Origin of the sequence: Pedobacter sp., assembly GCF_965249885.1 — a bacterium.
In the GTDB taxonomy this organism is placed as follows: Bacteria; Bacteroidota; Bacteroidia; order Sphingobacteriales; family Sphingobacteriaceae; genus Pedobacter.
Window position 1 is genome coordinate 4548084 of the sequence record NZ_OZ252254.1, and the last position, 25944, is coordinate 4574027.

19 protein-coding genes and 1 pseudogene are annotated in these 25944 nt (G+C 43.9%); 10 read left to right on the top strand and 10 right to left on the bottom strand.

The genetic code is table 11. The features are described 5' to 3' along the window. The first annotated feature begins 59 nt into the window (after window positions 1–59). Together ACY2A0_RS19260 and ACY2A0_RS19265 are read left to right on the top strand one after the other, a co-directional pair. Window positions 60–758 (top strand): Dph6-related ATP pyrophosphatase, encoded by a 699-nt coding sequence (locus ACY2A0_RS19260; protein WP_461791001.1) that lies wholly within the window; start codon window positions 60–62, stop codon window positions 756–758. 300 nt (window positions 759–1058) lie between these two features. After that, window positions 1059–1256 carry a hypothetical protein gene (locus ACY2A0_RS19265; RefSeq protein ID WP_461791002.1) on the top strand — a complete coding sequence of 66 codons (198 nt, stop codon included), beginning with the start codon at window positions 1059–1061 and terminating at the stop codon, window positions 1254–1256. Between the two features lie 46 nt (window positions 1257–1302). On the opposite strand, the gene ACY2A0_RS19270 is transcribed toward ACY2A0_RS19265, so the two are convergent. Next, entirely contained in the window at window positions 1303–1872 is a 570-nt protein-coding gene (locus tag ACY2A0_RS19270; RefSeq protein ID WP_461791003.1) for a hypothetical protein, read from the bottom strand. Window positions 1873–2259: 387 nt separating this feature from the next. Between ACY2A0_RS19270 and ACY2A0_RS19275 the strand changes: the two genes are divergently transcribed. From ACY2A0_RS19275 to ACY2A0_RS19290, 4 genes and pseudogenes are all read left to right on the top strand, one after another. Further along, window positions 2260–3540, top strand: coding sequence for a DUF389 domain-containing protein (locus ACY2A0_RS19275; RefSeq protein ID WP_461791749.1), 1281 nt, complete (start codon window positions 2260–2262; stop codon window positions 3538–3540). A gap of 202 nt (window positions 3541–3742) precedes the next feature. After that, window positions 3743–4888: pseudogene (locus tag ACY2A0_RS19280) on the top strand (PAS domain S-box protein); the annotation flags it as partial. A gap of 30 nt (window positions 4889–4918) precedes the next feature. Beyond that, entirely contained in the window at window positions 4919–7048 is a 2130-nt protein-coding gene (locus ACY2A0_RS19285; RefSeq protein ID WP_461791759.1) for a PAS domain S-box protein, read from the top strand. A gap of 210 nt (window positions 7049–7258) precedes the next feature. Further along, window positions 7259–7687: a DUF1810 domain-containing protein gene (locus tag ACY2A0_RS19290; protein ID WP_461791006.1), complete on the top strand. Its 429-nt coding sequence runs from the start codon at window positions 7259–7261 to the stop codon at window positions 7685–7687. Window positions 7688–7788: 101 nt separating this feature from the next. Here ACY2A0_RS19290 and ACY2A0_RS19295 read toward each other — a convergent pair whose 3' ends face one another. Both ACY2A0_RS19295 and ACY2A0_RS19300 read right to left on the bottom strand, forming a co-directional pair. Then, on the bottom strand, window positions 7789–11502 hold the full coding sequence (locus ACY2A0_RS19295) for a PAS domain S-box protein (protein ID WP_461791750.1): 3714 nt from the start codon (window positions 11500–11502) through the stop codon (window positions 7789–7791). Window positions 11503–11527: 25 nt separating this feature from the next. Then, window positions 11528–11908 carry a response regulator gene (locus ACY2A0_RS19300; RefSeq protein ID WP_461791008.1) on the bottom strand — a complete coding sequence of 127 codons (381 nt, stop codon included), beginning with the start codon at window positions 11906–11908 and terminating at the stop codon, window positions 11528–11530. 493 nt (window positions 11909–12401) lie between these two features. Here ACY2A0_RS19300 and ACY2A0_RS19305 point away from each other — a divergent pair, with 493 nt between their 5' ends. Further along, window positions 12402–12755, top strand: a complete 354-nt coding sequence (locus ACY2A0_RS19305) for a response regulator transcription factor (RefSeq protein ID WP_461791009.1) — start codon at window positions 12402–12404, stop codon at window positions 12753–12755. A gap of 37 nt (window positions 12756–12792) precedes the next feature. Here the strand turns inward: ACY2A0_RS19305 and ACY2A0_RS19310 are convergent, their stop codons facing one another. The 5 genes from ACY2A0_RS19310 to ACY2A0_RS19330 form a co-directional block, all read right to left on the bottom strand. After that, complete coding sequence (locus tag ACY2A0_RS19310) at window positions 12793–13023, bottom strand: alpha-ketoglutarate-dependent dioxygenase AlkB (RefSeq protein WP_461791010.1); 231 nt, start codon at window positions 13021–13023, stop codon at window positions 12793–12795. Window positions 13024–13124: 101 nt separating this feature from the next. Next, a complete protein-coding gene (locus ACY2A0_RS19315) occupies window positions 13125–14507 on the bottom strand; it encodes an outer membrane protein assembly factor BamB family protein (RefSeq protein ID WP_461791011.1) in 1383 nt (460 codons plus the stop codon). 11 nt (window positions 14508–14518) lie between these two features. Continuing rightward, window positions 14519–14719, bottom strand: coding sequence for a hypothetical protein (locus tag ACY2A0_RS19320; protein WP_461791012.1), 201 nt, complete (start codon window positions 14717–14719; stop codon window positions 14519–14521). 146 nt (window positions 14720–14865) lie between these two features. After that, complete coding sequence (locus tag ACY2A0_RS19325) at window positions 14866–16044, bottom strand: M50 family metallopeptidase (RefSeq protein WP_461791013.1); 1179 nt, start codon at window positions 16042–16044, stop codon at window positions 14866–14868. Between the two features lie 106 nt (window positions 16045–16150). Next, window positions 16151–16873, bottom strand: coding sequence for a hypothetical protein (locus ACY2A0_RS19330; RefSeq protein ID WP_461791014.1), 723 nt, complete (start codon window positions 16871–16873; stop codon window positions 16151–16153). A gap of 277 nt (window positions 16874–17150) precedes the next feature. Here ACY2A0_RS19330 and ACY2A0_RS19335 point away from each other — a divergent pair, with 277 nt between their 5' ends. After that, window positions 17151–19205 (top strand): M13 family metallopeptidase, encoded by a 2055-nt coding sequence (locus tag ACY2A0_RS19335; RefSeq protein ID WP_461791015.1) that lies wholly within the window; start codon window positions 17151–17153, stop codon window positions 19203–19205. A 236-nt stretch (window positions 19206–19441) separates the two neighbouring features. On the opposite strand, the gene ACY2A0_RS19340 is transcribed toward ACY2A0_RS19335, so the two are convergent. Beyond that, window positions 19442–20218 carry a LytR/AlgR family response regulator transcription factor gene (locus tag ACY2A0_RS19340; protein WP_461791016.1) on the bottom strand — a complete coding sequence of 259 codons (777 nt, stop codon included), beginning with the start codon at window positions 20216–20218 and terminating at the stop codon, window positions 19442–19444. Window position 20219: 1 nt separating this feature from the next. After that, the gene (locus ACY2A0_RS19345; RefSeq protein ID WP_461791017.1) at window positions 20220–23153 is read right to left on the bottom strand and encodes a sensor histidine kinase; all 2934 of its coding nucleotides are present in this window, start codon (window positions 23151–23153) and stop codon (window positions 20220–20222) included. A 151-nt stretch (window positions 23154–23304) separates the two neighbouring features. On the opposite strand from ACY2A0_RS19345, the gene ACY2A0_RS19350 reads away from it, so the two are divergent. Further along, window positions 23305–24918 (top strand): cadherin-like beta sandwich domain-containing protein, encoded by a 1614-nt coding sequence (locus tag ACY2A0_RS19350; RefSeq protein WP_461791018.1) that lies wholly within the window; start codon window positions 23305–23307, stop codon window positions 24916–24918. Window positions 24919–25118: 200 nt separating this feature from the next. Continuing rightward, complete coding sequence (locus tag ACY2A0_RS19355) at window positions 25119–25745, top strand: hypothetical protein (protein ID WP_461791019.1); 627 nt, start codon at window positions 25119–25121, stop codon at window positions 25743–25745. Window positions 25746–25944 lie beyond the last annotated feature (199 nt).

Sequence of the window (25944 nt, forward strand, 5' to 3'; positions counted from 1 at the left end):
TTTATATCCAATAGTATAATATGCGAGGCAACTTTATTCAAATCAACTAACTTTGACAAATGAATTCCATACCCAGTCTATTTTATTGGAGCGGTGGCAAAGACAGCTGTTTGGCACTGCATCATGTCCTGCAGCAACAACATTTCGATATCAGGTACCTGCTTACCACACTAAGCGAAGCGCATGATAGAGTTAGCATGCATGGTGTACGCCAAAGACTTTTAATTCAGCAAGCAGAAAGCCTTGGTTTACCACTTTACCAGGTTAAACTGCCAGATATGCCAGATATGTTTACCTACGAAAGCACAATAAATAGCCATCTCAACTCGCTTAAAGCTGAGGGAATTACCCATGCCATCTTTGGCGATCTATTTTTGGAAGACCTCAGAATATATAGAGAAAAACAATTGGCAGCACTAGGAATGAACGCAGAATTCCCTTTGTGGAACAGAAATACGACGGAGGTACTGCAAGAATTTCTCGCCCTTGGTTACAAAACCGTTATCGTGTGCGCCCAACATGGCTTGGAAGATTTTTGTGGTCGCATCATCGATGAGCAGTTGATGAATGATCTTCCAAAAGGTGTAGATCCTTGTGGCGAAAACGGCGAGTTCCATACTTTTGTATTCGACGGGCCAATATTCAAAAAACCGATCGATTTTATCTTGGGCGAAAAAGTTTACCGAACTTTCCCCTCGCCAACTGGGGAAGCCGAACAAGGCTACTGGTATGTCGATCTTATTGAAAGGCAAAGTTAATCGGTAACATGAATTTCATCATCGGTGGCAGGTGCCCTTAACAAATCGCCATTTCTGTTCCTATCTTGTTAAGCATCATGTTCATTCACGCCTTGTGAAAGAATCTCTTCCGCTGGTACTTTAATACAGGAACAGCTTACATAAATAGTTGTACTGACTGGGCCAAACAAGCGCTAACGAAATAAAAAGGATTTAAGAAAGCTGCTAACTCAGCAGAAAACCGTTGCGCATACGTAAAACAAAGCGGCAATTAGGTTGTTCTATCCCTGTTCCCATCAGTTACATTAAAACTTAAACGCCATGACAAAAAGAGGATTAAAAACCGATAGGAAAAAAGTGAATTCTTCTCAGAATCACGAACTGTACTACATTGCAGAAAAGATGGGTGTGAGCATCCAACAGGTTACTGGGGCTAAACGTGCTACAGGCTCCAACGACCGCAAGACACTGGAACAATATATCAACGACAAGAAGAACGGTGGCAGTAAAAAGAAATAGATTTTGCGGGCGCTGCGATGGCTTCAGCGCCCCTAATTACATGCCTTTATTCCTGTATTGAAAGATGGATTGATCTGACGATCTTTTCTAGGTGCGGTCTCAGTCGCCTACTGGAAGTTGTCCAATAGCTGGCATCGGAAAAGGCGGTTGCAACATCCATGCGGTACTGGCCTATAGCCGGCCTACGCACCGGACGGTACATCATCCCCATCTGCTCAAACTCTTCATTAAATACCCAGTAGTCTCCGCTACCCAGCAGGTCTACCACGAAGAGTTGTTGGACTCTATTATTAATATCCAGCTGTACTCTATAACCATAATCAGGCTGGTTGTAACGGATAATGTTTATCAGTTCCCTGCCCTTGTGCACATTAAATACGTAGGACTGCCCCCGCTCTCCGTACCTTTTTATATAAGGTTTCACCAGTTGATCAAGTTCACGCATCACTCCAGCTATATTTCCGGCAGCGGTACCGAACTCCATGTAGAAATAGGTGCAATCGGCACTGGCCTCCAAGTATCTCATAGTTGGGAACGTTACCTCTAAAATGTGCGCCAAACGCTCCATGGCCACCATATTTGTCGTTATATTTAACCTTCTATTTTGCTGTACCATAAACAAATATACTAATTTTTTTAGTTTTCTAAAATATTTAGCAATTAAGAATTATAGATAGATCCTAGCAAGCCAGAATCTAACAGCCCTAGACTAGCTGTACTTGGCATTGCCACGAAACTGAAAACCTTCGGCTACAGAGAGAGTCCTAAATATATTGCGAGCAGTAAAAAAATCGACATATGCCCGAGGAAAATAAAATAATCTGCTATATTGGAGCAACGAACTAAAAGTAGTTGCGAGAACGGCAAGGGATTAATTTTTTGGCGACCTATGGAAGTAAATTTTCCATGTCGGAAAAAAAACCAAGCTCAACTGACGGGCTGACGCCCTATTTTTGTTGCTTTAAGGATCCCATGGAAGGAAAATGAGACGTAAATCATCGGAATGAATAATCCTATCTACAATTTTATTAATCTCCACGACGGAGAGCAGGACAAGCAGGTGGTACTGGACAATGTGACCGTAAACACCTCCTTCAGAGGATCTAATCTTTGGATTTTAGCCTGTGCAATACTAATTGCCTCGGTTGGTTTGAATGTTAACTCTACCGCAGTAATCATCGGAGCTATGTTGATCTCACCGCTCATGGGACCAATCGTTGGTGCCGGATTTGCGCTGGGCACCTACAACTTTTCGCTATTGAAGAAATCAATGAAGAACCTGCTGATTGCCACGATGGTGAGCTTGGTAGTTTCCTGTGTGTATTTCTACGTCAGTCCGTTCAAGGACGTGCAGTCCGAACTATTAGCCAGGACAGCCCCGAACATCTATGATGTGCTGATCGCCTTCTTCGGTGGACTAGTGGGTGTGATTGCTTCTACCAGAGTGGAAAAGGGCAACCCGATCCCCGGCGTGGCCATCGCTACGGCGCTCATGCCCCCGCTCTGTACGGCGGGCTATGGATTGGCCACCTTCAACTTCAGTTTTTTCTTTGGAGCTTTCTACCTTTACACCATCAATTGCTTCTTCATCTGCATTTCCACCTTCCTACTTGTCAAATACCTCAAGTACCCCTCTGCCATTATAGAAGACAAGTATAGGAAGCGTATCCGCTACGGCATCACGGCACTCATCATGGTCATGATCATTCCTAGCTGCTATCTGGCCTATACGCTATGGAACCAGAAAAAATTCAATAAGACCGTAGAAGAATTCATCGGCAACGAGTTTACAAGCCGAGGCTATACGGTGATCTACAAGAAAATCAATTACCATTCCAACCCAAAGGAGGTTGAACTTGCCTTCCTTAACAGGAAGTTAAGTGCTCAGGAGATAAGTACATACAACAAGCTGCTCGAAGAGAAGGGCGTAAAGGCCAAGCTCAACATCAGGCAAGATGATACCGACCTGAAATCCGAGATTCTCAGCGAGGTCAACAAACGCAATGCCTCCATTTCGGAAAAAGACCTCACCATTAACAACCTCCGACAGGAACTCGACAGGTACAAGGTTAACGACCGCAGTCTGGTAAGGGAAATGGGAATCCTGTTCCCGAATCTGGAGGACATTACTCTTGGAAAGGTAGAACGATACCCCGCTACGGATAGCGTAAGGATTAGCTTTTTACTGCTTTACAGCAGTCCTCCAAAAACGGACACGACCAAGATCAGGGCTTGGCTTTCTGAAAGACTGCAAACAAAAGAACTGATTCTGATTAGAAGATAGCTAGGAGCTGATGGCTGATGCCTTTTAGATCGCCTTAGATGGCCAAATATTGATATTGACCATTCTGGTGATAAACATATTGCTACTACAGGTTAACTAAGTGCTGCACAAAAATCTCTGTAAAAAAAATATCATAGCGTTACATCATATGTTTTTTCCTATCTTGTTTCTACTATCGATACTTTAACGTAAAAGCTCACAGATGAAAATATTAACGCCCGGACTCGATGAACTTCTCACCGAATTTCTGATTTCAAAACTTAGCGACAGAACCGTACTGTTACTGGATACTTCGGGGATTATCTTGCCAGGTCAAAAAGCGGCCCCACTGGGTGATATAAATAGATTTTTCATCGCAGGAAAGAATATAGAAGACCTACTCGAAAATTTAAATTGGGAATATTTATCCAAACTTGCTATTGACAATGAAGAGGCGGAGCAGCTGTGCACATATAAGTTCGCCGAATCTTCATTTTCAGTTTCCGCTACGTTGCGCCCACTTTACATCGCAGGAAATCTCGAGGGATTCGGATTGCACCTATCTTGGGAAAAACAACGGCCTACTTTAAAAACGAACACTAATCAGCTCCTTGATCACAGCATTGGCGACGGCTTGTTCCGTAACTTGATAGAACACAGCTATGCTGGCATAAGCCTGTTTGATTACTCTCTCCAGCTTTTTTATAGGAACCCTTCTGCTTCGGCTATCACCGGTTTTTCAGATGACGACCGCACGGCGATGTCAGTTGACCAAATGGTTCATCCTGCGGATCTTCAGGAAATGAGGGCTCTACTGGACGAACTCCTGAGGTGTCCGGGCCAAACGAGGGCATGTAATTTCCGTTGTAAACATGCGGCCGGCCATTATATCCATCTAAATTGTTTGATTACCAATTGGCTGGATGAAAAAAGCATCAATGCAATAGTTGTCAACTTCCGCGACATCACACTGCAGCAGGAAGAGAATATCCAGCTACAACTGGCCAACCGTGAACTTTCGGCTTACAAGCATGCCCTCGACGACTCTGCTATTGTTGCCATCACGGACAATAAGGGCAGCATTACTTATGTTAACGATTATTTCTGCAGGATCTCAGGTTATTCCAGAGATGAGCTGATCGGGCAAGACCACAGGATACTCAATTCGTCCTATCATCCCACATCTTACATTCGGTCAATCTGGAGAACCATAGCAAACGGCGATACTTGGCGTGGCGAACTGCGGAACCGTGCCAAAGATGGCAGCTTTTACTGGGTAGCAACTACGATCATTCCCTTTTTGAATCCTAACGGAAAACCTTATCAATATATAGCTATACGTTTCGACATTACGGCGGCTAAAAATGCGGATGAAGAACTGCGCCGCCGTACCGAGCAAATGAATGGTCTGCTCGAAAGTATCAATGATGGATTTATCGCTCTGGATCACGACCTCAACTATACCTATGTCAACCAACGAATAAGTTCACTTGTGGGCATACCTTCCGAAGATATGATAGGAAGGAACATCTGGCAGGTTTTTCCAGATGCGGTAGGTTCCGCAACCTATCATGCAATAGAGAACGCCCACCGCGAAAGAACAACGGTGATCAATGAAGACTACTATCGTCCGTTGGGAATTTGGCAGGAGAACCGCATCTATCCAAGCGAAAACGGGCTGTCCATTTTTATCAGCGACATTTCCAAGCGTAAAGCTGCAGAGCACCAGCGATCATTTCTAGCAGAAATCAGCACCATTTTCCAGCGAGAGGAAACCGTGGAAAAGGCGCTTTCCGCAGCATTGCAAACATTTCCTCCCAGAGGAGTAAACCACATGGCTGTTTGGTTGGCCGCAACCGAAACAGGAAAGCTGAAATATGCGACCGGTGATTTTGTTCCACCAGATGACATCGGCGAGCCAGGTGGACCTATCTATCAAGCATTTTATACGGGAGAACTGGTTTGCTGGAATCCAACTAATCATCACGTAGAGGCTCCGAAAACTACACCAACAGACAGTGGCGGCACTACCGACTTGCGCTGTATTCCGCTAAAATCTGGCGATGAGAATATTGGTGTATTGATATTGGCTTTCAGCGACGTTTACAAAGGAAGTTTTTTCCGAACCTCCTACCTCAGCGAACTTGGTGGGCATATCGCCGCCGAACTGAAGCGAAAGCAGCTAAAGGAGGAGCTACAGACCATATTCGACGGCGTAGTGGACATTATCTGTACCATAGGTACCGACCGGAGATATAAAAGAGTGAATAGAGCGATGACCGTTTTATTAGGATACAGCGAGCAGGAAATACTAAGTATGCGGATAGATGATATCATCCATCCGGACGACCTAAAAGAAAGTCTAGCACGCATGGCGAGGTTCAGAAACGGCAAGCCAAGCACAAGGTATTACGAAAATAGGTACGTATGCCGGGATGGAAATATTGTGCACCTTGCATGGACAGTTCGCAGGGCAAGCGAAGAAGGACTTCTGTTCTGTGTAGCTAAAGACATTACCAAACAGAACGAACTTACCGAACTTTTGAAGGAAGCTACCGAACTTGCCAGAATCGGCAGCTGGGAAGTGAGGTTTCCTACTGGAAATATTTACTGGTCGCCTATGGCCAACAATGTACTCGGGATAAGCCCAGAATACATGCCCAAGGTATTTGAAGAGCACATGTGCTACGACGAGAAAATCCCATTTGATTTAAGGGACTCGCTTGTTAAGCTATTGAAAAAACGCATACCGTTCGATATGGAACTTGAAACTGCAGGCTCCAGTGGAAAAAAAAGGTGGATACGTATCCTAGGTGATGGCGAGTTTATCAATGGCCAATGTCAAAGGATATTTGGCAGTATTCAGGATATCGACGCAAGAAAGCGAGCGGAGGTAGAATCACTGGAAAGGGCACAGGACCTTGCCGAAGCGGGGCGGCGATATAGCGAACTTTTCCAAATTAGTCCTCTCCCCATGTTTGTGTTTGACCAGGAGACCCTAAATTACCTTGACGTTAACCAAGCGGCGGTGGATCAATATGGTTATACCAAAGAAGAATTCCTGAGCATGACGATCATGGACATCCGACCTTCAACGGAAATCCACCACACCAAGATGGTAATTGCCGACCGCTCACGACAAAGCTATCGCTACATGGCAGGCACTTTCACTCATATCAAAAAGGACGGAAGTACCTTCTTGGCTGAGATTACCAGCAGCAGTACTACCTACTCGGGTAGACTAGCAAGGCTAGTGCTGGTGCTTGATGTCACCGAGCGCAACGATTATCTGGCGAGGATCGAGGAACAGAACCGGAAGCTCAGGGACATTTCATGGCTTCAATCGCATGTGATCCGTGCACCTCTATCGAGGATAATGGGCCTGATGAACCTGCTAAGGGAGGTAGAAGGTGGAGATGAGCTGAAGGACATTGTTGGATACATGGAACTTTCGGTGCGTGAACTAGACAGTACGGTGCGGGAAATTACGCAACATGCATCGGGCCGTAATCCTTCAGCTACAGAATAAAAATGCGCACTATAATCTGTAACGGTAAATCCCAGCATTATAATCACACAGTATAATTCCGCCTCTGGTGATTGTCTCCAGCGTTTCAATGAATTTATCATTGGTCACCCTAGGTAATTCGTTGTATTTTCTAGCCGAACAATTCGCAAGAAGAGATGTTTAACAATTGATGCCCCGAGGCAAGAGTACAACCTTCAAAAACTTATTGAGATGAGCAGACTTGATAGATTCTTACAGGCGCAAAACCAGCATTATGCGTTGGCACTGGAAGAAATTAGTAAGGGTAGAAAAACTTCCCATTGGATGTGGTATATTTTTCCTCAGATAAAAGGATTGGGAAGCAGCGACATGGCAGTTTATTATGCCATTGACGATTTGCAAGAGGCCAGCAACTACTTAAGTCACCCTGTACTTGGACCAAACTTGATTAAAATATCAACTGTGCTTTTTGAACTGAACAAAGGAAGCGCACACCAGATCTTTGGTTCGCCAGATGACCTCAAACTGCATTCGAGCATGACTCTGTTCGCCAAAGCCAAAGGTACTGATCCCATATTTTCAAGGGTGCTGGAAAAATATTTCCATGGAAATCCCGACGAACGTACCTTGCAGCTATTGGAAGCAGCCTACGATAAATAGGAAACTTAACACAAACCACAATTGGCGATTTGATTTAAATTAAAGTCGGCACCCAACACCCTGCGCCGCCAATTACTAACTCTCAATTGCTGCGCAGCACATTAGACAACGGGCAAAGTGAACCAAAATGTGCTACCCACACCGAGTTCGGATTCCACCCATATTTGTCCTCCATGTCTGAGAATAATTTCCCTCGAAAGGTAAAGTCCGATCCCAAGTCCCGAAATGTTTGGTGTATGCTCATCAATCCTGTAGAACCTCGAGAAAAGCTGTCCAATCTTTTCTTCTGGAATGCCCATCCCAAAATCTCGGACACCTATTACCACCGCTTCGCCTCTAGCTTCCATGACCACTTCGATACGATTGGACGTAGGTGCATACTTCACGGCATTGGATAGCAGATTAATCAACACCTGCTCTATCCGCTGGCTATCTGCCATGACCAAACAGGCGGCTCCTCGATCGTCGAAAGCAATGTGGTAACCTTCATAGATTTCAGTTAACATTTCTATCGTAGATAGGATCAGGGCAGACAGATCGACTGTCACCAGATCTAACTTCAGCTTACCCGCCTCAATCTTAGAAACATCCAAAAGATCATCTACAAGTGACGTGAGCTTGCCCACCTGACGAGCGGCCTTGGCCAGATACTTTGCAGGCATCTCATCGTTTACCATTCTTTGCAGTATTTGGACATAGCCTTTGATTCCCGAAAGCGGTGTCTTTAATTCATGACTAGCCAAGCTAATAAATTCGTCTTTTTTCTGACTAAGCTGCATCACCTTTTCGTAGAGCATGGCTTTGTCCAATCCCACGGATAAGTGTCCTGAAATCGCCTGTAGCAGTTTCTCATGTTCCGCCGTAAAATGGCCCGGATTTTCATGTAGGAAGAATATCTTGCCCAACAATTCTTGCTGTGAGGACACCACCTTGAGTGCAAGTACGCTATTAATCACCTTACTGCCGTTTCCTACAGTATAGGCCTGCCCTTGGTGAGCGAGATCGTCCCAAGTTTGCGTAGTAGTGTGATCGTCGCACGAGAGGGCGTCAAGGTAAGTTATCAGAATTTCTGCCTCACCATCCGCTAAAGCTGTTATTGGAGCAATATAGTTGGCAAGCGTACGGCTTTCAATCGTTGCAGCGCTGAAAACCCCTAACTGCGCATCTAATAGGTGGATGGTGATTTGGGCTACGCGTTGGACGATATGGTTTGGATCAATTTCCCGGGAGATGCCGTTGATGATCATATTGATTGCCTCTACCCTTTCGGTATATCTTTGGGTCGCCTCCCGAGCGGCCAGTTGTTCACTGATATCTCTTGCAATTTTAGATGCCCCTATTACCTTTCCATTCTCATCTATTATCGGGGAAACGGTAATAGAAAGTTGACGTTGCGAACCATCCTTAGCTCGCCTAACGGTATCAAAGTGGTGCACTTTCTGCCCTTCTTTTATACGACCAATGATCATATCCTCTTCGTTGCGCCTACTATCGGGGATGACCAAAGAAATATGCTTGCCTATTGCCTCTTGTGGCGTATATCCGAACATATGCTCGGCTGCTGGGTTCCAACTGGCGATGAATCCATCGAGGTCTTTGCTGATAATCACGTCGTCGGAGGAATCCACGATGGCAGCAAGACGGCCTTTGCGCTCTGCCGCATCTTTTGCATCAAGCTCGGCCAATTTGCTCTGCGTAACATCAGACACTGCACCTAGGAAACGCTCCGCAAGCCCTTCTGCATCGAAATATACTTTTCCAACCGCCCGTATCCAACGTACACGGCCGTTATTTCGGGCTACCGTACGATACTCACATTCGAATTTTCCTCCGCTTTTTATATCCATTGCCCATTCGGCGGCACGTAAGGCCTCTGTACGATCATCGGGATGCAGCCCTTCCACAAAATCCTTTTCGTAAGATACTTCGTCCGTTTCTCCCACTCCAAAAAATTCCCTGCAGCGTGCGTCCCACTCCAACTTTCCACTTTTTACATCAAGATCAAACATCCCAAAGTTGGCGGCCTCCACCACTAGGTTAAGCTGGCCATAAGCATCCTCCACCTTTCGTCGCGAGGCGACCATTTCTGAAACATCTACCGAGATGGCTAAGATGCCAATGACTTTACCATCATCACCGCGATAAGGTTGGTAAACAAAGTTTTGATACACTACATCTTGTTTTCCATGTCGCAACAGCGATACCGGCTGCTCGTTAGCGCTGAAGGTTTTGCCAGTTAGATATACGTCAGCCATTGCCTGCTCAAGGCCTTGTGAACGAGCGTCGGGCAGCGCATCAAATACCGGCAATCCAATTACGGCGTCGAGCGCTCTGCCCCAAATGCTGGCCATTGCCTCATTGGCAAGCGTAATGGTATGTGATGGCCCTTCCAAAAGGCACATGGCTACCGGCGCCTGCATGATCATATTCCTAAAATTACGCTCGCCCTCCTCAATCCGTTGTTTTGCGGCCATCAAATCCGTGACGTCGGCCGCCGTATTCATTACGCCATATACATTCCCCTGTTGGTCGAACAGTGGCGTAAAACTATAGTTAAAATAAAAGATTTTCAACTGGCCATCTACTACCAGATCGATGCGTTGGTGACGTGCATGGTAGGGTATTCCAGTATCGTATACCTGTGCCAATTGGTCATACACTGATTGGCTTTCCAACTCCGGAAGCACCTCATGGTAAGTCTTACCGATCACTTCAGGGCCTTTGCCCCATACGTCGATGATAGACTGGTTGGCTTCAATGATCCGCATTTCCCTGCCCACATAAAGGGCAATAGGAAACGGAGCACTTTTCACCATCTGGCTAATCTGCTGTTCCCGCTGTTCAAGCCTTCCCAGTGATTCGCCCAAGTTCCTGTGGGCCGCATCAAGTTCCTCATTAGCCGCAGCCAGCTCCTCATTAGCTGAAGCAAGTTCTTCATTAATATGGTAAAGCTCTTGGTGCGCCTCCGCCCTATCCGTAACGTCAACGGCGAGCAGCGTCATTCCCTCTACTTTATCGTTACGGCTCCTGTACGTGGATACCATCAAGTCAATATAGCCCATCCGTTCCAAGCCGTCCCGAAACTGCACATGTGGCACCTCCCTAAGATAAAGAGGCGTAGCTCGTTCGGCTATGCTATCCAAACTTCCCAAAATTGGCTCCAATACTTTCAAGACGTTGTCACGATGATCACGAATGCCCATGAGGCGAAGAAATTCATCATTTACCTCCGCAACGTGTAGCGGATGAACACCAATGATGCAAACACCTATAGGCGCCGTGCCTATGAGGCTGCGCATGTACCGCTGACTAGTACGGAGGATATCGCCTGCCACCAATTCGAAGGTTTTTTCCTGGCACACGCCCCATGCCCCCATGATCTCTCCATCTAATTCAACGAGCGCCCCCATAGAAATATCCAGATAGCGCTGACCTAATCTCCCTTGCGCTCCAATTCGAACACCCTTTAATACTGATCCATTGCCATCATAGGCGAGGTCAATTGCTTTTGATATGCGGTCCCATTGTCCTCCAAAGGCCACTGCTCCTGCCTCATCGGATCCCGGCGACAGTTGCTGGCCATCCATCAGCTCAGCAAAGGCGGCATTGTATAAAAATATTTTTGATACTCCCCAAAAAACGAAAGATGGGCATGGATTGGCCATTTGTCCGCTAATCGCATATTTCAGCCTAAGCGGCCACGTTTCAGGGGGCCCAATTTCTGTTCCGGTCCAATCATGTGACATCAATAATTTGGAGATAGTTCCGCCACCTGAAAGGAAAGCAAGTGGATCTTTTTCGGAATGTGTGGACATGGCTTTTGGTTAAAATTAATTCGTTTTATTTCAGCAGATCCGCTACTGCCCTCAGCACCTGTTCAAAATCAAAGGGCTTTGCAATGGCCCCGTCAGCTCCTGCCCGGCTTGCTACCTCTCGGAAATCATTACTAGCAGAAATCAGGATCACCGGGATAGTGGCCAATTCAGGATCAGCCTTTAACTGTGCGATGGCAGCCTCACCTCCCTGCGAAGGAATCCAATTGTCCATTAGTACCAAAGAAGGCTGGCAAAGCCTAAGCTTATCTAATATTTCATCGCAGTTGTGGTAGGCAGCAACCATAAACCCCTCGGCTTCCAGCAGGAACCGATAGATTTCCAATAGGTCCGGATCGTCATCAAAGACAGCAATGGTTATCTTGTTGTTGGCCACGTTTTCTTCCATTTCCGAAATTAATCAAAATTCCCCACATCTAAGACGTAAGGGAACATGCACTGCGGAATTCGACCAATCGGCGACAACCGATATAAGGCGAAATTTTCCGAGCGTCGCTTGCAATCTTGAGATGAGCACGTTTTTCCTTCATATCATATCACAAACAGGCTTTACCCCTATAAACAATCCGACTGGGTTAATGTTTGCGCTAGAAGGTAGACAGACGCAGCTGTAACACACTCGACAGCTTCCTCACGAAATAACGCTTAACTAACTATTTTTCAAAACATTATTCTAAAAAATTAGATCGAAGCTATACTATATTAAGTGTTTTTTTTTAAAAAAATGGTTAAAAAAATTCTCGTTAAATCGATATACATCTTGACACTAAAGAAGCTGAATACCCGAAATCAAGATCAAAATACCTAAATGCAGCAAAGTGACCAATTACACCAAACATATAAGTCCGTAGATACGTAGATAACATGGATAACAATAGACGATGAAAAAATCAATCACCATTTTAGAGGACGATGAGGATATCAGGGAAATATGTAAATATGTTTTCACTGATGCGGGTTACACCGTCAGCGGGTTTGGGAGTGTGGGCGATTTTATGGCAGTACCTCATCCTACCGATCTTTTCCTTTTGGACATTAGGCTTCCCGATGGCAGCGGCATAGAGGTATGTAAATGGCTTAAGCAGCATCACATGTACCACCACATCCCCATTATTTTAATGTCTGCCCATTTGGATATTGCAGCTATGAGAGAACTATCCCAAGCAGACGGTTTTATGGCAAAGCCCTTCCGACTCGAACAACTTTTGGAGCAGACCGCACAACTTTTACCTTAATAAGCATAGGCTGTACAACTTCGTAGACAGTCGATGTTTAAGATCGTTCGTTAATCTGGCGGAACGTGAGATTGATTCGAGCCCCCATGGAACGGGTAGATTTGGCAATCCGGTGTTCCCAGTTTAATTGAATTGCACCTTTCATCAATAGCAACGAACCATGTGCTAGCGGGAGTGCATAGCGTTTACGGTGGTCATCTACCGATCGGAATTGAAAACTGCGGACCTGTCCAAGGCTAATCGAAGCAATGATCGGTCGGTTGTCCAACTTTATTCTATTCTGCTAATCATGTAATACAACTTTAGAATAATAATAGCTCCGTTCGATACATTCAGTGCACGGGGTGATTTTAGATCTCAATTCAACAATTACTTGGAATGAGCCATCCCACTCCTATTAGAAGGGTAAAAAACTTCCCCATTTCTAATCACTATTGGAGCGCTCCCGTCAGATATTGTATTAATCGTTTTGGTTTTTTGGCCAGTTGCAACATCAATCACCGCAGTCTGTCCTGTAAACGTACCCATTGTTGCAAATATCTTATCTTTAGCTAGGGTAAAACTGGCATTGTACTGCCCTGCTGACGTCCAGATAGTATTACCATTCTTCAAATCCATTTTGATAAGTCTTGCAGTAGAGCACACAAACAATCCCAAATCATTAGACATCACTGAGTACAGTTCGCCATAGTCATTGATGGGCTGTTTCCAAGCCAAAGTACCCGTAGTGGTATTTACGGCATACATAAAATTATAGTAGCCCGAAGCATACACATGTACAGGGAAATAGATGAGGTTTCCTGAAATAGTTGGCGCAGAGGCTCCTCCCAGTCGCAATGAGGTACCGTCAAAAATGTAGTTCCATAGCAGATTGCCTGTTTTTGCATTAAATGCATGAAGTCTGCCCTGTTTATCATGTTCAGTAGTGGTTAGCGAATAAACTACGCCATTTTTAGCAATGAGAGAAGAAAAAAATCCTTGCGTGGTTTGAGCTGTCCATTTCACATTCCCTGTAATTAAATCTACGGCAATTAGTCTTTCGGCAGCAGAAATGTAAGCTATGCCATCTGCTGCGATAATTTCTCGAACTACAAAATCATATGGCATCGACCATAACAAGGTGCCGTCATTGGCTCTAACGGCCTTAATTTTTAAATAACTACTGAATAATAATACACCTTTGTGATATGTGATACCCGTATATGCAGATTGCTGATGCTCGACCTTCATTAAAGTTGCGCCGTCTTTTAAATTGATTGCATAAAGAGTAACGTTATCGTTAATAAATGCGGTATCGTTACTAAGCGCAGGCGTGTTTTGTACATCATCAAGGGCTTTCCACGAACGCTTGCCATCGAGATTATAACTAACAAAGCCTAGATTTCTGTTAAAGAATAATACTTGCTCTTGATAAGTAGATATTGAAAATGGCGCAGCTTTATACGCATTTTTTGAATCGGTGGCAATTATCCTACCCTGATAATTTGTACCAGCGGAAAGGTTAGTGACTAGGTAAGTGGTTTTTGTCAGCTTACTCGCCACAATTTTACCCCCAATTTCCACACTATAGGTTATTTCATCTCCATCCGGATCGGATGATGGCTTCCATGATATTTCTGCTGTAGTTTCTGAACGGTAATTAACGTAAGCTTCGAAATTATCGGGCGGAAAATTAAGTTGTTCTTCTATTTTCTTGCAGGAGCAAAGAAAAAGCAATAAACAGGCAAGCAATGAGCATAAATTTTTGAGCATGGAAATAGATTTTATTTTAAAGATAGTTTTTTATTCGTAAACACCTCTGCGTTATGCAAAGCCAAAGCCTTCTGCGCTGGATAATGATTTTGTTGTTGAGGCAATATAATTTGTTTTTCTCTCAACGAACTTAGCGCAAAAGGATGGTATTGATCTTCTGTTACATGTTTGGAAACTAAGATGTAGTATTTTTGAAGCGTAGGGTTTTGCAAGCGTTGTTGATTTAGATAAGGCTAAGATAATTAATTTTGAACTAAAAGGAAAAGCCTCGTTTTTTAAACACTATACACCACGGTAACGGATAACGCCGATCGTCTATACAGATATACCTTAGTGCAAAACACGAGGTAGCTTTTTACTATCTATTCAACACTGCAATTTCTGTTTCATTAATCAATTCGTTAATACCGTGGGTATTTTGGTCTAATTGTTTTGCTTTTTTAAATAATGCTAACGCTTGTACTGGTTCTCCTTTATCTAGATGATAGATACCCAAATTACGATAAGCATAAGAATTATTTTCATCCAGAGCAAACGAATGGTTAATGTCTGCCAGACCATCTACTTGTTGTCCAATCTTGATCTTTGCCAAACCCCTGTTATTGTAGGAATAAGCAAAATTTGGATCCAACTCAATCGCCTTATCGAACAACGAAATAGCCTCTTCAAATTTGTGGAGCATGTTAAGGGTATATCCTTTATTATTTAAAGCATATTTATGTTTCGGGTTTAGCAACAAAGCCTTGTTATAATAATTCAGAGATTTTTGATGTTCATTTAAGTTAGAATAAGTAATAGCAACGTTAGTAAAGTCATCAGCATTTAGTGCTCCAGATGATATAAATTCGTCGATCCAACTGTTTGCCAATTCGAACCTCCCAACCTGTAAAAACGAACTGATGGCTAACCTATAAATATCGGTTTCCTTAAAACCATTATTCAACATCTCATGAAGTAAATCTCCCGCTTCGACATATTGTTGCTTATCATATAATTTTACAGCCTTTTCGTATGTAGCAGGGAGCTTTTTAAAATAGAAAAGCTGCTTTAAGCAATACCCATCATTATGGCCTACAGTACCGTCATAAAGTGCAATTGGTTCGGAAGATGGCTTTAGGTTGGCATAGAGATCAAATATAGCAGAGCCGAGAAATATAGTTAATATGATTTTTAGGCTCCCATGCAAATCAAAGGTGAAAGTGAGATAAATGGCAATTGAAGCGATAATAAACGAAGCAAAAGGCCCAGCAAGAATAAATATGATACGTTGGTTGAAAGACATCGCTTTGGAAGAAGGAATGCAAAGTCCCATTCTCCAATTAAAGGGATTGTATTTCAGCCAGATTTCTAATCTACCTATATTAAAATTTAAACTTCTATTGGGGTCGCCATAAGAACCAAGGTAAATGGTTACCTTTTCTTTAGTGATTAATAATGCAGGTATGGCGTGCCCCAGTTCATGAAATAAAACCGTGAAAGGTCTAATGACCATTAAAATTAACGAGTATGATAATAATATGAGCGGAAAATATTCCATTTCACGAGCGTTTTGCTTTTTTGATTTGAGCTTAGGCGTTACGAGTTACCTGTGTGGTGAGTTGTTCGTTTTTGGAGTTTCGTTTATGCGGTTAATTGGTTATGCCCTACTTATTAAAATCTTTAGGCGTAACTTTTTCGTTGATCCAAAGGTTAACAATCTTTACTTCTTGGGTTTTATCTGCGTCGCCAAAAATAGATTGGGTGTAATATAGCAGTTCGCCAAATTTCTTAAATTCTGAAAAATAGGTAGAGGTAAATTTACCTTTCTCTGTGTTGGAAATGTTATCTTCCCGCAGCATGAGGTATGATTTTTTGCTATAATAGAGGTGCCTAACTTCATTGCCCGCTGAGGTAGCTTTAATCATATAGCAATCTTCGCCATTCACTTTAGGTTCTTCTTTTAGCAATTCCAATGTCCATAAGCTTAGATCAATAAAATCTAGCTCATTCATGATATGCTTTTTGTACTGCTTTGCCTTGAACTCTTCTGGGTCTGCTTTTTTCTTTTCTCCCCTAACCAGCTCGTAGCCGTCTTTTCCATCGAACCAGTTTTCAAAAACGATACGGCCATTATACACGATCTGGAAAGCACCTTTATTGGGCTCCATTTCTTTGGTAACCCATAGTACTTTTCTGCCATCCATTTCGGTACTCATTTCAGTATAGAGTGTTTTAACATTGGCTAAAACTGCTTTGCCTCCCATAGCCATGATGGCTTGCTGGAGCACCTCATTTGCAGTTTTGATTTGGGGTGTTTGTGCTTTGATCAGTTCTGTTGGCGCACCTAACAGTGCTACTAAGAGTAAGAGTATTTTAAGGATACGCATAATGAGTTAATTAGAGTCCACTAAAAGTATAAATAAATTGCGAAAAGGTAAAGGTTCTTTATTGATCGTTATTCGATTTAGTTGATTGTTGATTTGGCTATTTTCTAAAAACAAAATATAGCGCCCAAAACTCAATGCAACATTTTAGGTGCGCATCCGTCTACATAATAAGTGTCGAGTGAAAATGCAATGCTATCGGCTCCCCTTAACTCCTTTTGCATCTATACTTTTAATATCACATAAATGCACTAGGAAGATAAACCATACGATAATTACAATGAAATATATTAATAAACGCCAGCAATCAATTTCAAACCTAGTTACCTGTTTTTTGATATGTAGCTCCCTTAGTGTTCAGGCACAGTCAACCGAAAGCACAAGAGCGTTATTTGGTAATTGGGGAATTGAAACACAGTTGATCAGCACCAAAATATCACCGGGAAACGATTTTTATCGCTATGTAAACGATGGATGGCTAACCACCAAAACTATCCCATCGGGCACCGCAGGACTCAGCAATTACAGCGAAGCGAAAAAAATAGTGAATGACAGGATAGCCAAACTGATCACAGTACTCGCCAATGAAAAAACTTCCTCAAACGCATTAAAACAGATCGGAACACTATATCAAGGCTATCTCGACACTGCACAATTAGAGGCTTTAGGTATCAGCTCGATTAAACGGGAGGTCGATCATATACTGTCGTTCAATAGCCATAGGGAGGTAGCCAAATTTATGGCCCATCCAAAATCGTTCACCATTGTAGCTATCAGCACCCAGCCGGACGTAAATGACAGGAGCAGGTTTCTGGTAACACTTAATGAAAGTGGCATTGGCCTGCCCGCACCCGTGTACTATCAAAAATTGGATGGTCCCTATCCCGGCTATCGCAAAGCTTACCGAGATTATATAATAGATGTATTTCGTCAATTTGGTATAACTGATCCAGGGAAGCGTGCCGATGACATTATTGGCATAGAGACAAAACTAGCCGAACTACAATGGACTCCTACCCAAAAACGAGATAGCAAGGTTAATTTTCACCTGATGCAAACCAAGGAACTCCAATCTTATGCCCCCGGTTTTCCCTGGAAAGTATTTTTGGAAGAGCGACGGGTATCAGAGGTAAAGGAAGTTGTGCTGCAGGCAGATCTGGCAATCAAATCCATATCGGTATTGTTTGCCACCACTCCCGTAGAAGTGTGGTCATCCTATCTGGCATTCCACTGGATAGTTAACCATTCAACGCTACTGCCCTATAACCTTCGAAAAAGTCAATTTGATTTTTATTCGGCCACACTAAACGGAATAAAGAAAGACATTCCCAGGGAACAGAAATCAATCTTATATGTCAACAATCGACTGGGCCAGCTGATAGGAAAAATGTATGTGAAAAATTATTTTAAAGAAGATTACAAAGATCGTATACAAAAAATGGTCACCTATGTTTCTAGGGCATTTGAGTCTAGGCTAGACACCTTGCAATGGCTAGACAGCGCTAGCAGAGCTGAGGCCATAGCAAAACTCAAAGCTGTTACGGTAAGGATTGGATATCCAGATCAATGGCGAGATTATTCGACGGTTCATTTCAGTAAAAGTGATCCAATCGGAAACGAGCGAAATGTGGCCTGGGCCAATTGGGATTACGAACGTTCTTTACTCTATAAGAAATACACCAGCAAAGAATGGTACCAAGTTCCGCAGACAGTTGATGCAACGAGTAGCAAACTTTATAATTCGATAGAGTTTCCGGCAGGCATACTCCAACCTCCATTTTTTGACCCCAATGCAGATGCTGCGGTAAACTTTGGGGCAATCGGAGCAATTATAGGGCACGAATTGGGACACTGCTTCGATGATGAAGGTTCAAAATTCGACGCCAATGGGAAAATGCGGGATTGGTGGACTGAAAGTACCCGTAGATCTTTTCAAACAAGAACCGCCAAACTTGTAGAACAATACAGTTCCTTTTCTCCGTTAGATAGCCTTTTCGTGGATGGAAAACAAACACTCGGAGAGAATATCGGCGACCTGACAGGCGCTATTGTCGCCTATGATGCCTATCATCTCTATCTCAAAGAAAACAAGGAGAGCCCAGCTATGTTAGATGGTTTCACTGCAGACCAGCGTTATTTCCTCTCTTTGGCACAGGTTAGCCGCTCGATTTACACGCCCGAAGCCTACCGAGCAACTATAAGAGGCTATCATGCACCCGCAGAATATAGAGTGAACGGCGTAGTCAGAAACATGGACGCTTGGTACAAAGCTTTTTCGGTAACCCAAGATCATAAACTCTTCGTGCCAGCAAACGAGCGGGTAAGAATATGGTAGTTGGCAACGTAAAACATAAGCTCCGTATGCCTTTGGTGTGCAATAAATCAATAACCAATAGATCAATAACCAATGGATCAATAATCAATAACCAAAATAATCAATAACCAATGAACCAATAACCAATGAACCAATAACCAATGAACCAATAACCTATGGATCAATAACCAAAACAACCAATAACCTATGGATCAATAACTAATGAACAAGTGAACCAATGTGTAGCACATGTAGCTCTACTTCTGTTCGCCAAGTTTCCCTATCACATCAACCTTTTTGCGCCTAGCTACTTCAAATACCTTACCATCGGCCATGGTGAGCATACAGGGAAATCCTTTGCTGTATTTTACGATATGCGCAACACTGGCCAACACACTTCTGTTGATGCGGACGAAATCGCTTTTTGGTCCTAGGTATTCTTCAAACTCGCCAATCATTCGGGTAACGATATATTTCTCTCCAGTAGTAGTGGCCATTGTACAATAGTTTCCGTCGGCCTCAATGTAAATGACCGTAGAGAGTGCTACTAGCAGTACGCTATCTCCGATATGTACCGCTACCTTTCTAGGTTGCACTTCCGTATCAAGGCTATCGAGCATGTTGCGCACCAGCGCCTCGTAGGTTCGCTTGCCTAGCACTCTTCTTTTCGCCTTTTCTACTGCGACTTTCAATTCGAAAATATCAATAGGTTTCAGCAGGTAGTCCAGTGCATTGAACTTAATTGCCGTTAACGAATATTGCTCATAGCTGGTAACGAAAATGATCTCAAAATTGATCTCCTCGAATTCATCGAGCATAGAAAAAATATGTCCGGCACCCATGTGGATGTCCAGAAAAACAAGTTCGGGATTGGTACTTTCGATAAGCTGCTTGGCCGCAGTCAGGTTTGCAGCCTCGGCCATCACCTGTATCCCTTCGGTTTGGGCAGCAATAAGGTGGCGCAACACTTCCCGACCGTCCTGTTCATCGTCCACAATCAATGCCCTTATCACATTTTGCTCTTCCATTTTCATCTTAACTGTCTTCCGTTAACGAGAGCGTGAGCTCTACACGTGTTCCCTCTTCCAGATCATGCACTCGTACCTGAAAGCTGCCCTCAGGAAAAATTTCCTGCATCGTTTTTAGCCGCTGTTCAGTAAGCATCATCCCAGCAGAAATGTAGTTCTTCTGCGGCTGCATCTCCGCTGCCTTTTTTCTTCCAATGCCATTATCGGTGATACTAACGAGCAGTTCCTTTCTAAAACTAACCACCACAATTTGCAACAAGCCCCGGCGCTGCTCCTGCAGGCTGGTAAGTCCATGCCAAATGGCGTTTTCCACATAGGGTTGGATAAACATCGTGGGTACCTGTATCTGATAGGCATCCAATGCTGGATCAATGGTGATCTCATAGTCGAAGGCCTCCTTGAAACGCAACTTCTCTAGTTCACAATACAGCTTTAGCGTATCTATCTCTTCTTGCAGGCTGATGGCACTTTCTCCTGATTGCTTCAGTACTAGTCGTACCAGCCTGCTAAACTTGGTAAGGTATTGACTAGCATCGGTAGTACGATTTGTGATGATGTAATTCTGTATGCTGTTGATGGCGTTGAAAATAAAGTGCGGGTTCATCCTTGCCTGTAGTGCGGCTAGCTTGCTTTGGGCAATCAGTACATTGATACGATCTCTTTCCCGTTCCTTTTTTTCTATGCGTGAAATTTGCCATTTACGAAGGGTAAGCAGCAACCCGAGGAACGCTAGTAAACATAAGCCGATGAACCACCAAGTTAGGTAAAATGGATTGGCAACCACAAAGCTAAACTTCACTGTCTCTTTGCTGCGCATACCATTGGCGGCTACTGCGAACGCTTCCAGCTGATAATCGCCAGGCTTTAGATTCTGAAACAACAGCTGGTTTCCCGACACGCTGACGAAGCTGTTATCAGGCCTTAATCTATACGAAATCTTGATGGCACGATTACGATAACTGGCCACGCTGAAAGTGAGCATAAGGCCGTGTCCGGAAGCGGGGAGCTTTAACATGCCCGTACGGTTAACCTGACGAGGTTCGGATGTAATCCTCACGCCAACAAGCACCGGCCGAACTCTGGGTCGCAGTGATATCGACGACGGAAAAGAAAGCAGTCCATCGGGAGTGAGCATGTAACACTGTCCACCGTGTATGGCTATCTTGTATACATCCCCTGCGGGCAATCCTTCGTCCACTCCTATCCTCTTTGCCACCCAATGGCCTTCGCTCAGCAAAAGTTTCCTCAGCCCGTTATTGGTAGCACACCATATATTGTCGGAGCGGTCTGTGTGCAGGTCGTAAAAAACATCCGTACCCAAGCGTAGCTGCACGTCCATCCTATCAATTTTCCCGTCAGCACCGATGCGATAGAGTCCATTACCCTTAGTGGCCACCCAAAGTTCCATTCCCCTATTTGGCATAATAGCCGTCACGGTATGCTCGATACCCGGAAACCTAGTCTCCCGCCCCGTGGACAGATGCAGGGAGTACAGCCCATTCGCACAGCCAAACACCAGTGTACTATCGTTGAGATAATCGATGCACCGCCCCGGTGATTTTAACATAGCAATGGAAACTATACCTCTTTCCGTGTGCTGCAATATCTTATCATGGGTGATCGAATACACCTTGCCATTCCGCTCACTGGTATTGTCGTAAATCGAAATATCGCGAAAGTAAGTATCACTGAAAAGAAAACGAGCGTTTTTCTTTGGCAATAGGCTTTGGTCAAGTATGGCAAGCCTATCATACAGGCTAACCTTGTAGCTACCCTCATAATAAGCTACATTTCGTACCCTCGAATTGCCCATGGCCTTGATAGTTTTAAGATTGGAAAAGCGGTCAATTGCTAGTAATCCGGCATTTTCTGGGGCAACAAATAGCCAATCTCCAGCTTGCCACATTTGCGTTGGCGGCGCAAACGAAATACTGGGAATGCTATATCGCCTAAGGTGCTTGCTTGCTGATACATAAACACCATTTTCAAGAGTAGTACACCAAATGTTTCCTTCCCTATCCTGGCAAATACCTGATACGGAGTAGCCATTGAGAGAGATCATTTGCTGGTTGGGCTGTTCGGGGTTTGGAATGTATACTACCCCTTTTTTTACGGTCCCTATCCAAAGTCCACCATCGCTATCGCGATAAAAGCTAATGGCCGGAGCGGCTAACTGATAAATCTGGTGCCTCAATTGCGCATCAATCCGTACCAGTCTATCGTTAAAGATAAAAAAATTGTACTTGCCTGACTGTTGGGCCAATACTCTCCAATTTAAGTCGGCAACCTTATCAAAGTTCATGATGAACCTTGCCTGTGCTTTCTTCGCATTGATCAGGACATTGATGCGCTGTGGACTTTGAAAGTTCGTTTTCCTATCGGCAAAGTAGTTGGTATTATTAGAAACAATGGCGCTATCTGAAAGGCTGAGAACTAGGTCATCGGCATGCGACGTGACCGGAAGCCTTGTAATTTTCCCCGACTTGACGTAAAGCAGATAGCTTTGGCGTGGAGTCTGTATGTGCAGCTGGTTGCCAATTGGCTTCAGGTCGTAGATGTTATTGTAAAATTTCTTATCGCCCAGCTTCACTGGAATATCCGATGGAATTTCCACCAAACGGCCACCGACGTAACGTAACAGCCTATTCTTAGCTGTAGCGAAGTATATTCGTTTCTGTTGATCAACGCCGACCGCATAAACGGCCTTCTCCGGCAGTCCTTCCGTAGCCGAGAAGAGTTTAGTGGTTCCCCCATCGTATCTCACCAAGCCCTGCTCAGTAGCTATCCATAGGTAGCCCTTGGGATCTTGTGTAATGCTGTAACATTCCGACGACGGCAGCACCAATCCACCACCTGCACTTTGGAAGATCAGTTCCTGAGCAAATAGCGAAATAGGACCTAGCAGTAAAAGTTGTAGCAGGAATAGCGCACGTTTTAACACAACGCAAAATAGCGATTGTGGACATCATGTCACCAAAAAAAAACCAAATGCAACAAAAACTGGATAAGCGGTAAGGCAGCTACAGCGCAAACACTTTTCTTTTGCATGCACAGAAAAACGTATCAAATATCTCACACTTAAATTCTCTAACATGATCAGAATGCTACTCATCAATTTTTTTAGAAAGCAATTGTTGCTGCTGCTGTTGGCAACAGCCTTAATCTCCATTGCCCACGAGCGGTCAATGGCACAGGCTACGGTACTTGCGCAAGGTGATATTTCTATCATCGGCTTCAACTCTAGCGACAACAGAGGTGTATCCTTCGTAGTATGGAAAGCCATCAACAACGGCACCGAAATCCGCTTTACAGACAATGGCTTCAACTCCTCCGCAAGCTCTACCAGCGCTTCCAATATCCGCTGGCAGGAAACAGTACTGATATGGACCGCAACAGCCAATATTGACGCAGGAACGGTAATCACCATAGAAAATGAAACAACCAATTATGGCACGGCCAATGTAATCAATTCAACGGGGCTTGATCCCGGGGTTACAGCACTTGGGCTGAGCAATAACGCTGGTGATCAAATTTTTGCCTATCAGGGACTGAACATGCCTACTACCACTACGGCTACTACCGGAAACCAGACTTTCAACAATACCATTCTTTTCGGGTTGGGCTATCAGGGAAACTCCGTAAACACCACTTGGATTACCAGTGGAACGACAGCTACATCAACTTCCTATCTGCCAAGCGACCTGGTTGCGCCTAATAGGATTTACCACGCCGGCAACACCACTTCTGGACAATACACAGGAGCCAGGTCGGGACTTACGATAGCGCAACTAAGGACACTAATTGCCGACCCCGCAAATTGGACGAATGTGACAGGCTTAGGCACTATAGTGACTTACATTACTACTCCGTTCGCTACAGGTACATCCAATAATGCCAACCTTTCTGGCTTCACCTTGAGCCAAGGTACCTTGTCTCCGGTATTTAGCGCATCGCAAACCAGTTACACCGCATCAGTGGTGGCAGCAACAAATAGCATTACCATCACACCAACAGCAGCACAGGGTAACGCAACTATCAAGGTAAACGGCACCACGGTAACAAGCGGCAACGCATCAGGTAATATTGCGCTTGCCCTTGGTAGCAATGTAATTACGATAGAGGTTACCGCCCAAGACGGCACCACTACCAAGACCTACACGGTGACTGTAACCCGTGAAAGCACCCTCCCAGTGACGCTACTATCTTTTACAGGCAAAGCGCAGGCGGATGGCAACTACCTACAATGGCGAACTGCAGCAGAGCGAGACAATAAAGGATTTATCATCTATAGGAAAGCTACCGGAGAAAATTATAAATTGCTTGAAAGGTTGGCACCAAATTTATCAAACGTGTACTACCTCACCGATAAAAATCCGCCAGTTGGCAACAGTTATTACCAATTGGTGCAGGAAGACTTCAGCGGCGGTTCAACGGTACTCGGCGAACTGTTTATTAAATCGCTACAGGATGCAGATATCCGAATTTTCCCAAACCCTGCAACTGAAACGGTGACTGTAAGCTATGCCACTGGCACTTACCATAAGATTGAACTGGTAGACCTTAACGGACGAATCTTTTATACCAAGCAGCTAAATGCAGGCAGTGGACAACACGATATTACTGTGAGCGGACTGCCAAAAGGCACCTATGTGATCGGTTTAAAAGGAGACGGACTTAGCAACTCCTTGAAGTTTATCAAAAATTAAAAAGCATCAAGCGGCGACTAACTAAGGTCGCCGTTTTTTCATTTAAAACTGATTAAGCGGTTATGATTAGACAACTATCATTGGAAGGATGATTTTATCGTAAACAGAACTATGTTGACAATTTATCAAAAGTACTGGAGCAGGTGAAACGACATTGTAACTTTTTTTGATGACAGTACGTCTTATAGCTAAAACCATCCATGAACACCGCTTCCCACTTATCGCTACGTTTGAAGGCTACCTATCCTATTTTTTTGTTGCTAGGTTTAAGTATGACACTTGCTTGCAAAAAGCAAAACCCTGACAAACAAGCGATCACCGAACCTATTTCTGCAGTAAAGCTTATTGATTTATCGGATAAATACTTGGCCTATGGAAAAGACTTTCAGTTGGATCTTAATGGAGATAAGCGTGCAGATTTCCTTTTTACAGCTTTTCATGTTTCTTATGATTTGAACACCAAAGCGAAACTGGTCTTCCAGCTTTTGAGTACCACCACCACCCGTATTGCGGTAAATACCACAAACGAAAGCACGCCAGTGTTATTGAAAGGGCAAAAAGTGGAAACTACTACATACAATGGTTATGAGTGGTTTCACGTAGGCGAGATTATTCTTACCGAAAAATTCTACGGTAATGGGCCTACATACTGGTCTGGAAACTTTACAAGCAACGGTTTACGCTACTTGCCTTTTCATCTACTAGTGAATGGCAAATATTACTCGGGTTGGTTAGAAATAAGTACTGACACCGATAAGGAACAGGTACGCTTACACCGGGCAGGCATAGCCCTACAACCCGACCTACCAGTAGTTGCCGGAGAATAATGAGCGCTGGTGACTAAGTGCTTAATTGGGCTAACATAAAGATTGCAATGGCGGAAATGAAAAAGAATGCGCATTTTATCTGATTTAAATAACTCACTTGGTTTTTCTTCTGTAGGCGCTACACCGTCACTTCAAAGCGTTAAAATTTTATTTTATTGTCAAGCAACATTTGATTGTTAATTTTAGGTTTGTTAATAAC

What these genes read in the sequence shown, in the direction of transcription:
- ACY2A0_RS19260 (WP_461791001.1), top strand. Translation starts at nt 60, where the DNA reads ATGAATTCCATACCCAGTCTATTTTATTGGAGCGGTGGCAAAGACAGC.
- ACY2A0_RS19265 (WP_461791002.1), top strand. Translation starts at nt 1,059, where the DNA reads ATGACAAAAAGAGGATTAAAAACCGATAGGAAAAAAGTGAATTCTTCT.
- ACY2A0_RS19270 (WP_461791003.1), bottom strand. Translation starts at nt 1,872, where the DNA reads ATGGTACAGCAAAATAGAAGGTTAAATATAACGACAAATATGGTGGCC.
- ACY2A0_RS19275 (WP_461791749.1), top strand. Translation starts at nt 2,260, where the DNA reads ATGAATAATCCTATCTACAATTTTATTAATCTCCACGACGGAGAGCAG.
- ACY2A0_RS19285 (WP_461791759.1), top strand. Translation starts at nt 4,919, where the DNA reads ATGAATGGTCTGCTCGAAAGTATCAATGATGGATTTATCGCTCTGGAT.
- ACY2A0_RS19290 (WP_461791006.1), top strand. Translation starts at nt 7,259, where the DNA reads ATGAGCAGACTTGATAGATTCTTACAGGCGCAAAACCAGCATTATGCG.
- ACY2A0_RS19295 (WP_461791750.1), bottom strand. Translation starts at nt 11,502, where the DNA reads ATGTCCACACATTCCGAAAAAGATCCACTTGCTTTCCTTTCAGGTGGC.
- ACY2A0_RS19300 (WP_461791008.1), bottom strand. Translation starts at nt 11,908, where the DNA reads ATGGAAGAAAACGTGGCCAACAACAAGATAACCATTGCTGTCTTTGAT.
- ACY2A0_RS19305 (WP_461791009.1), top strand. Translation starts at nt 12,402, where the DNA reads ATGAAAAAATCAATCACCATTTTAGAGGACGATGAGGATATCAGGGAA.
- ACY2A0_RS19315 (WP_461791011.1), bottom strand. Translation starts at nt 14,507, where the DNA reads ATGCTCAAAAATTTATGCTCATTGCTTGCCTGTTTATTGCTTTTTCTT.
- ACY2A0_RS19325 (WP_461791013.1), bottom strand. Translation starts at nt 16,044, where the DNA reads ATGGAATATTTTCCGCTCATATTATTATCATACTCGTTAATTTTAATG.
- ACY2A0_RS19330 (WP_461791014.1), bottom strand. Translation starts at nt 16,873, where the DNA reads ATGCGTATCCTTAAAATACTCTTACTCTTAGTAGCACTGTTAGGTGCG.
- ACY2A0_RS19335 (WP_461791015.1), top strand. Translation starts at nt 17,151, where the DNA reads ATGAAATATATTAATAAACGCCAGCAATCAATTTCAAACCTAGTTACC.
- ACY2A0_RS19340 (WP_461791016.1), bottom strand. Translation starts at nt 20,218, where the DNA reads ATGAAAATGGAAGAGCAAAATGTGATAAGGGCATTGATTGTGGACGAT.
- ACY2A0_RS19350 (WP_461791018.1), top strand. Translation starts at nt 23,305, where the DNA reads ATGATCAGAATGCTACTCATCAATTTTTTTAGAAAGCAATTGTTGCTG.
- ACY2A0_RS19355 (WP_461791019.1), top strand. Translation starts at nt 25,119, where the DNA reads ATGAACACCGCTTCCCACTTATCGCTACGTTTGAAGGCTACCTATCCT.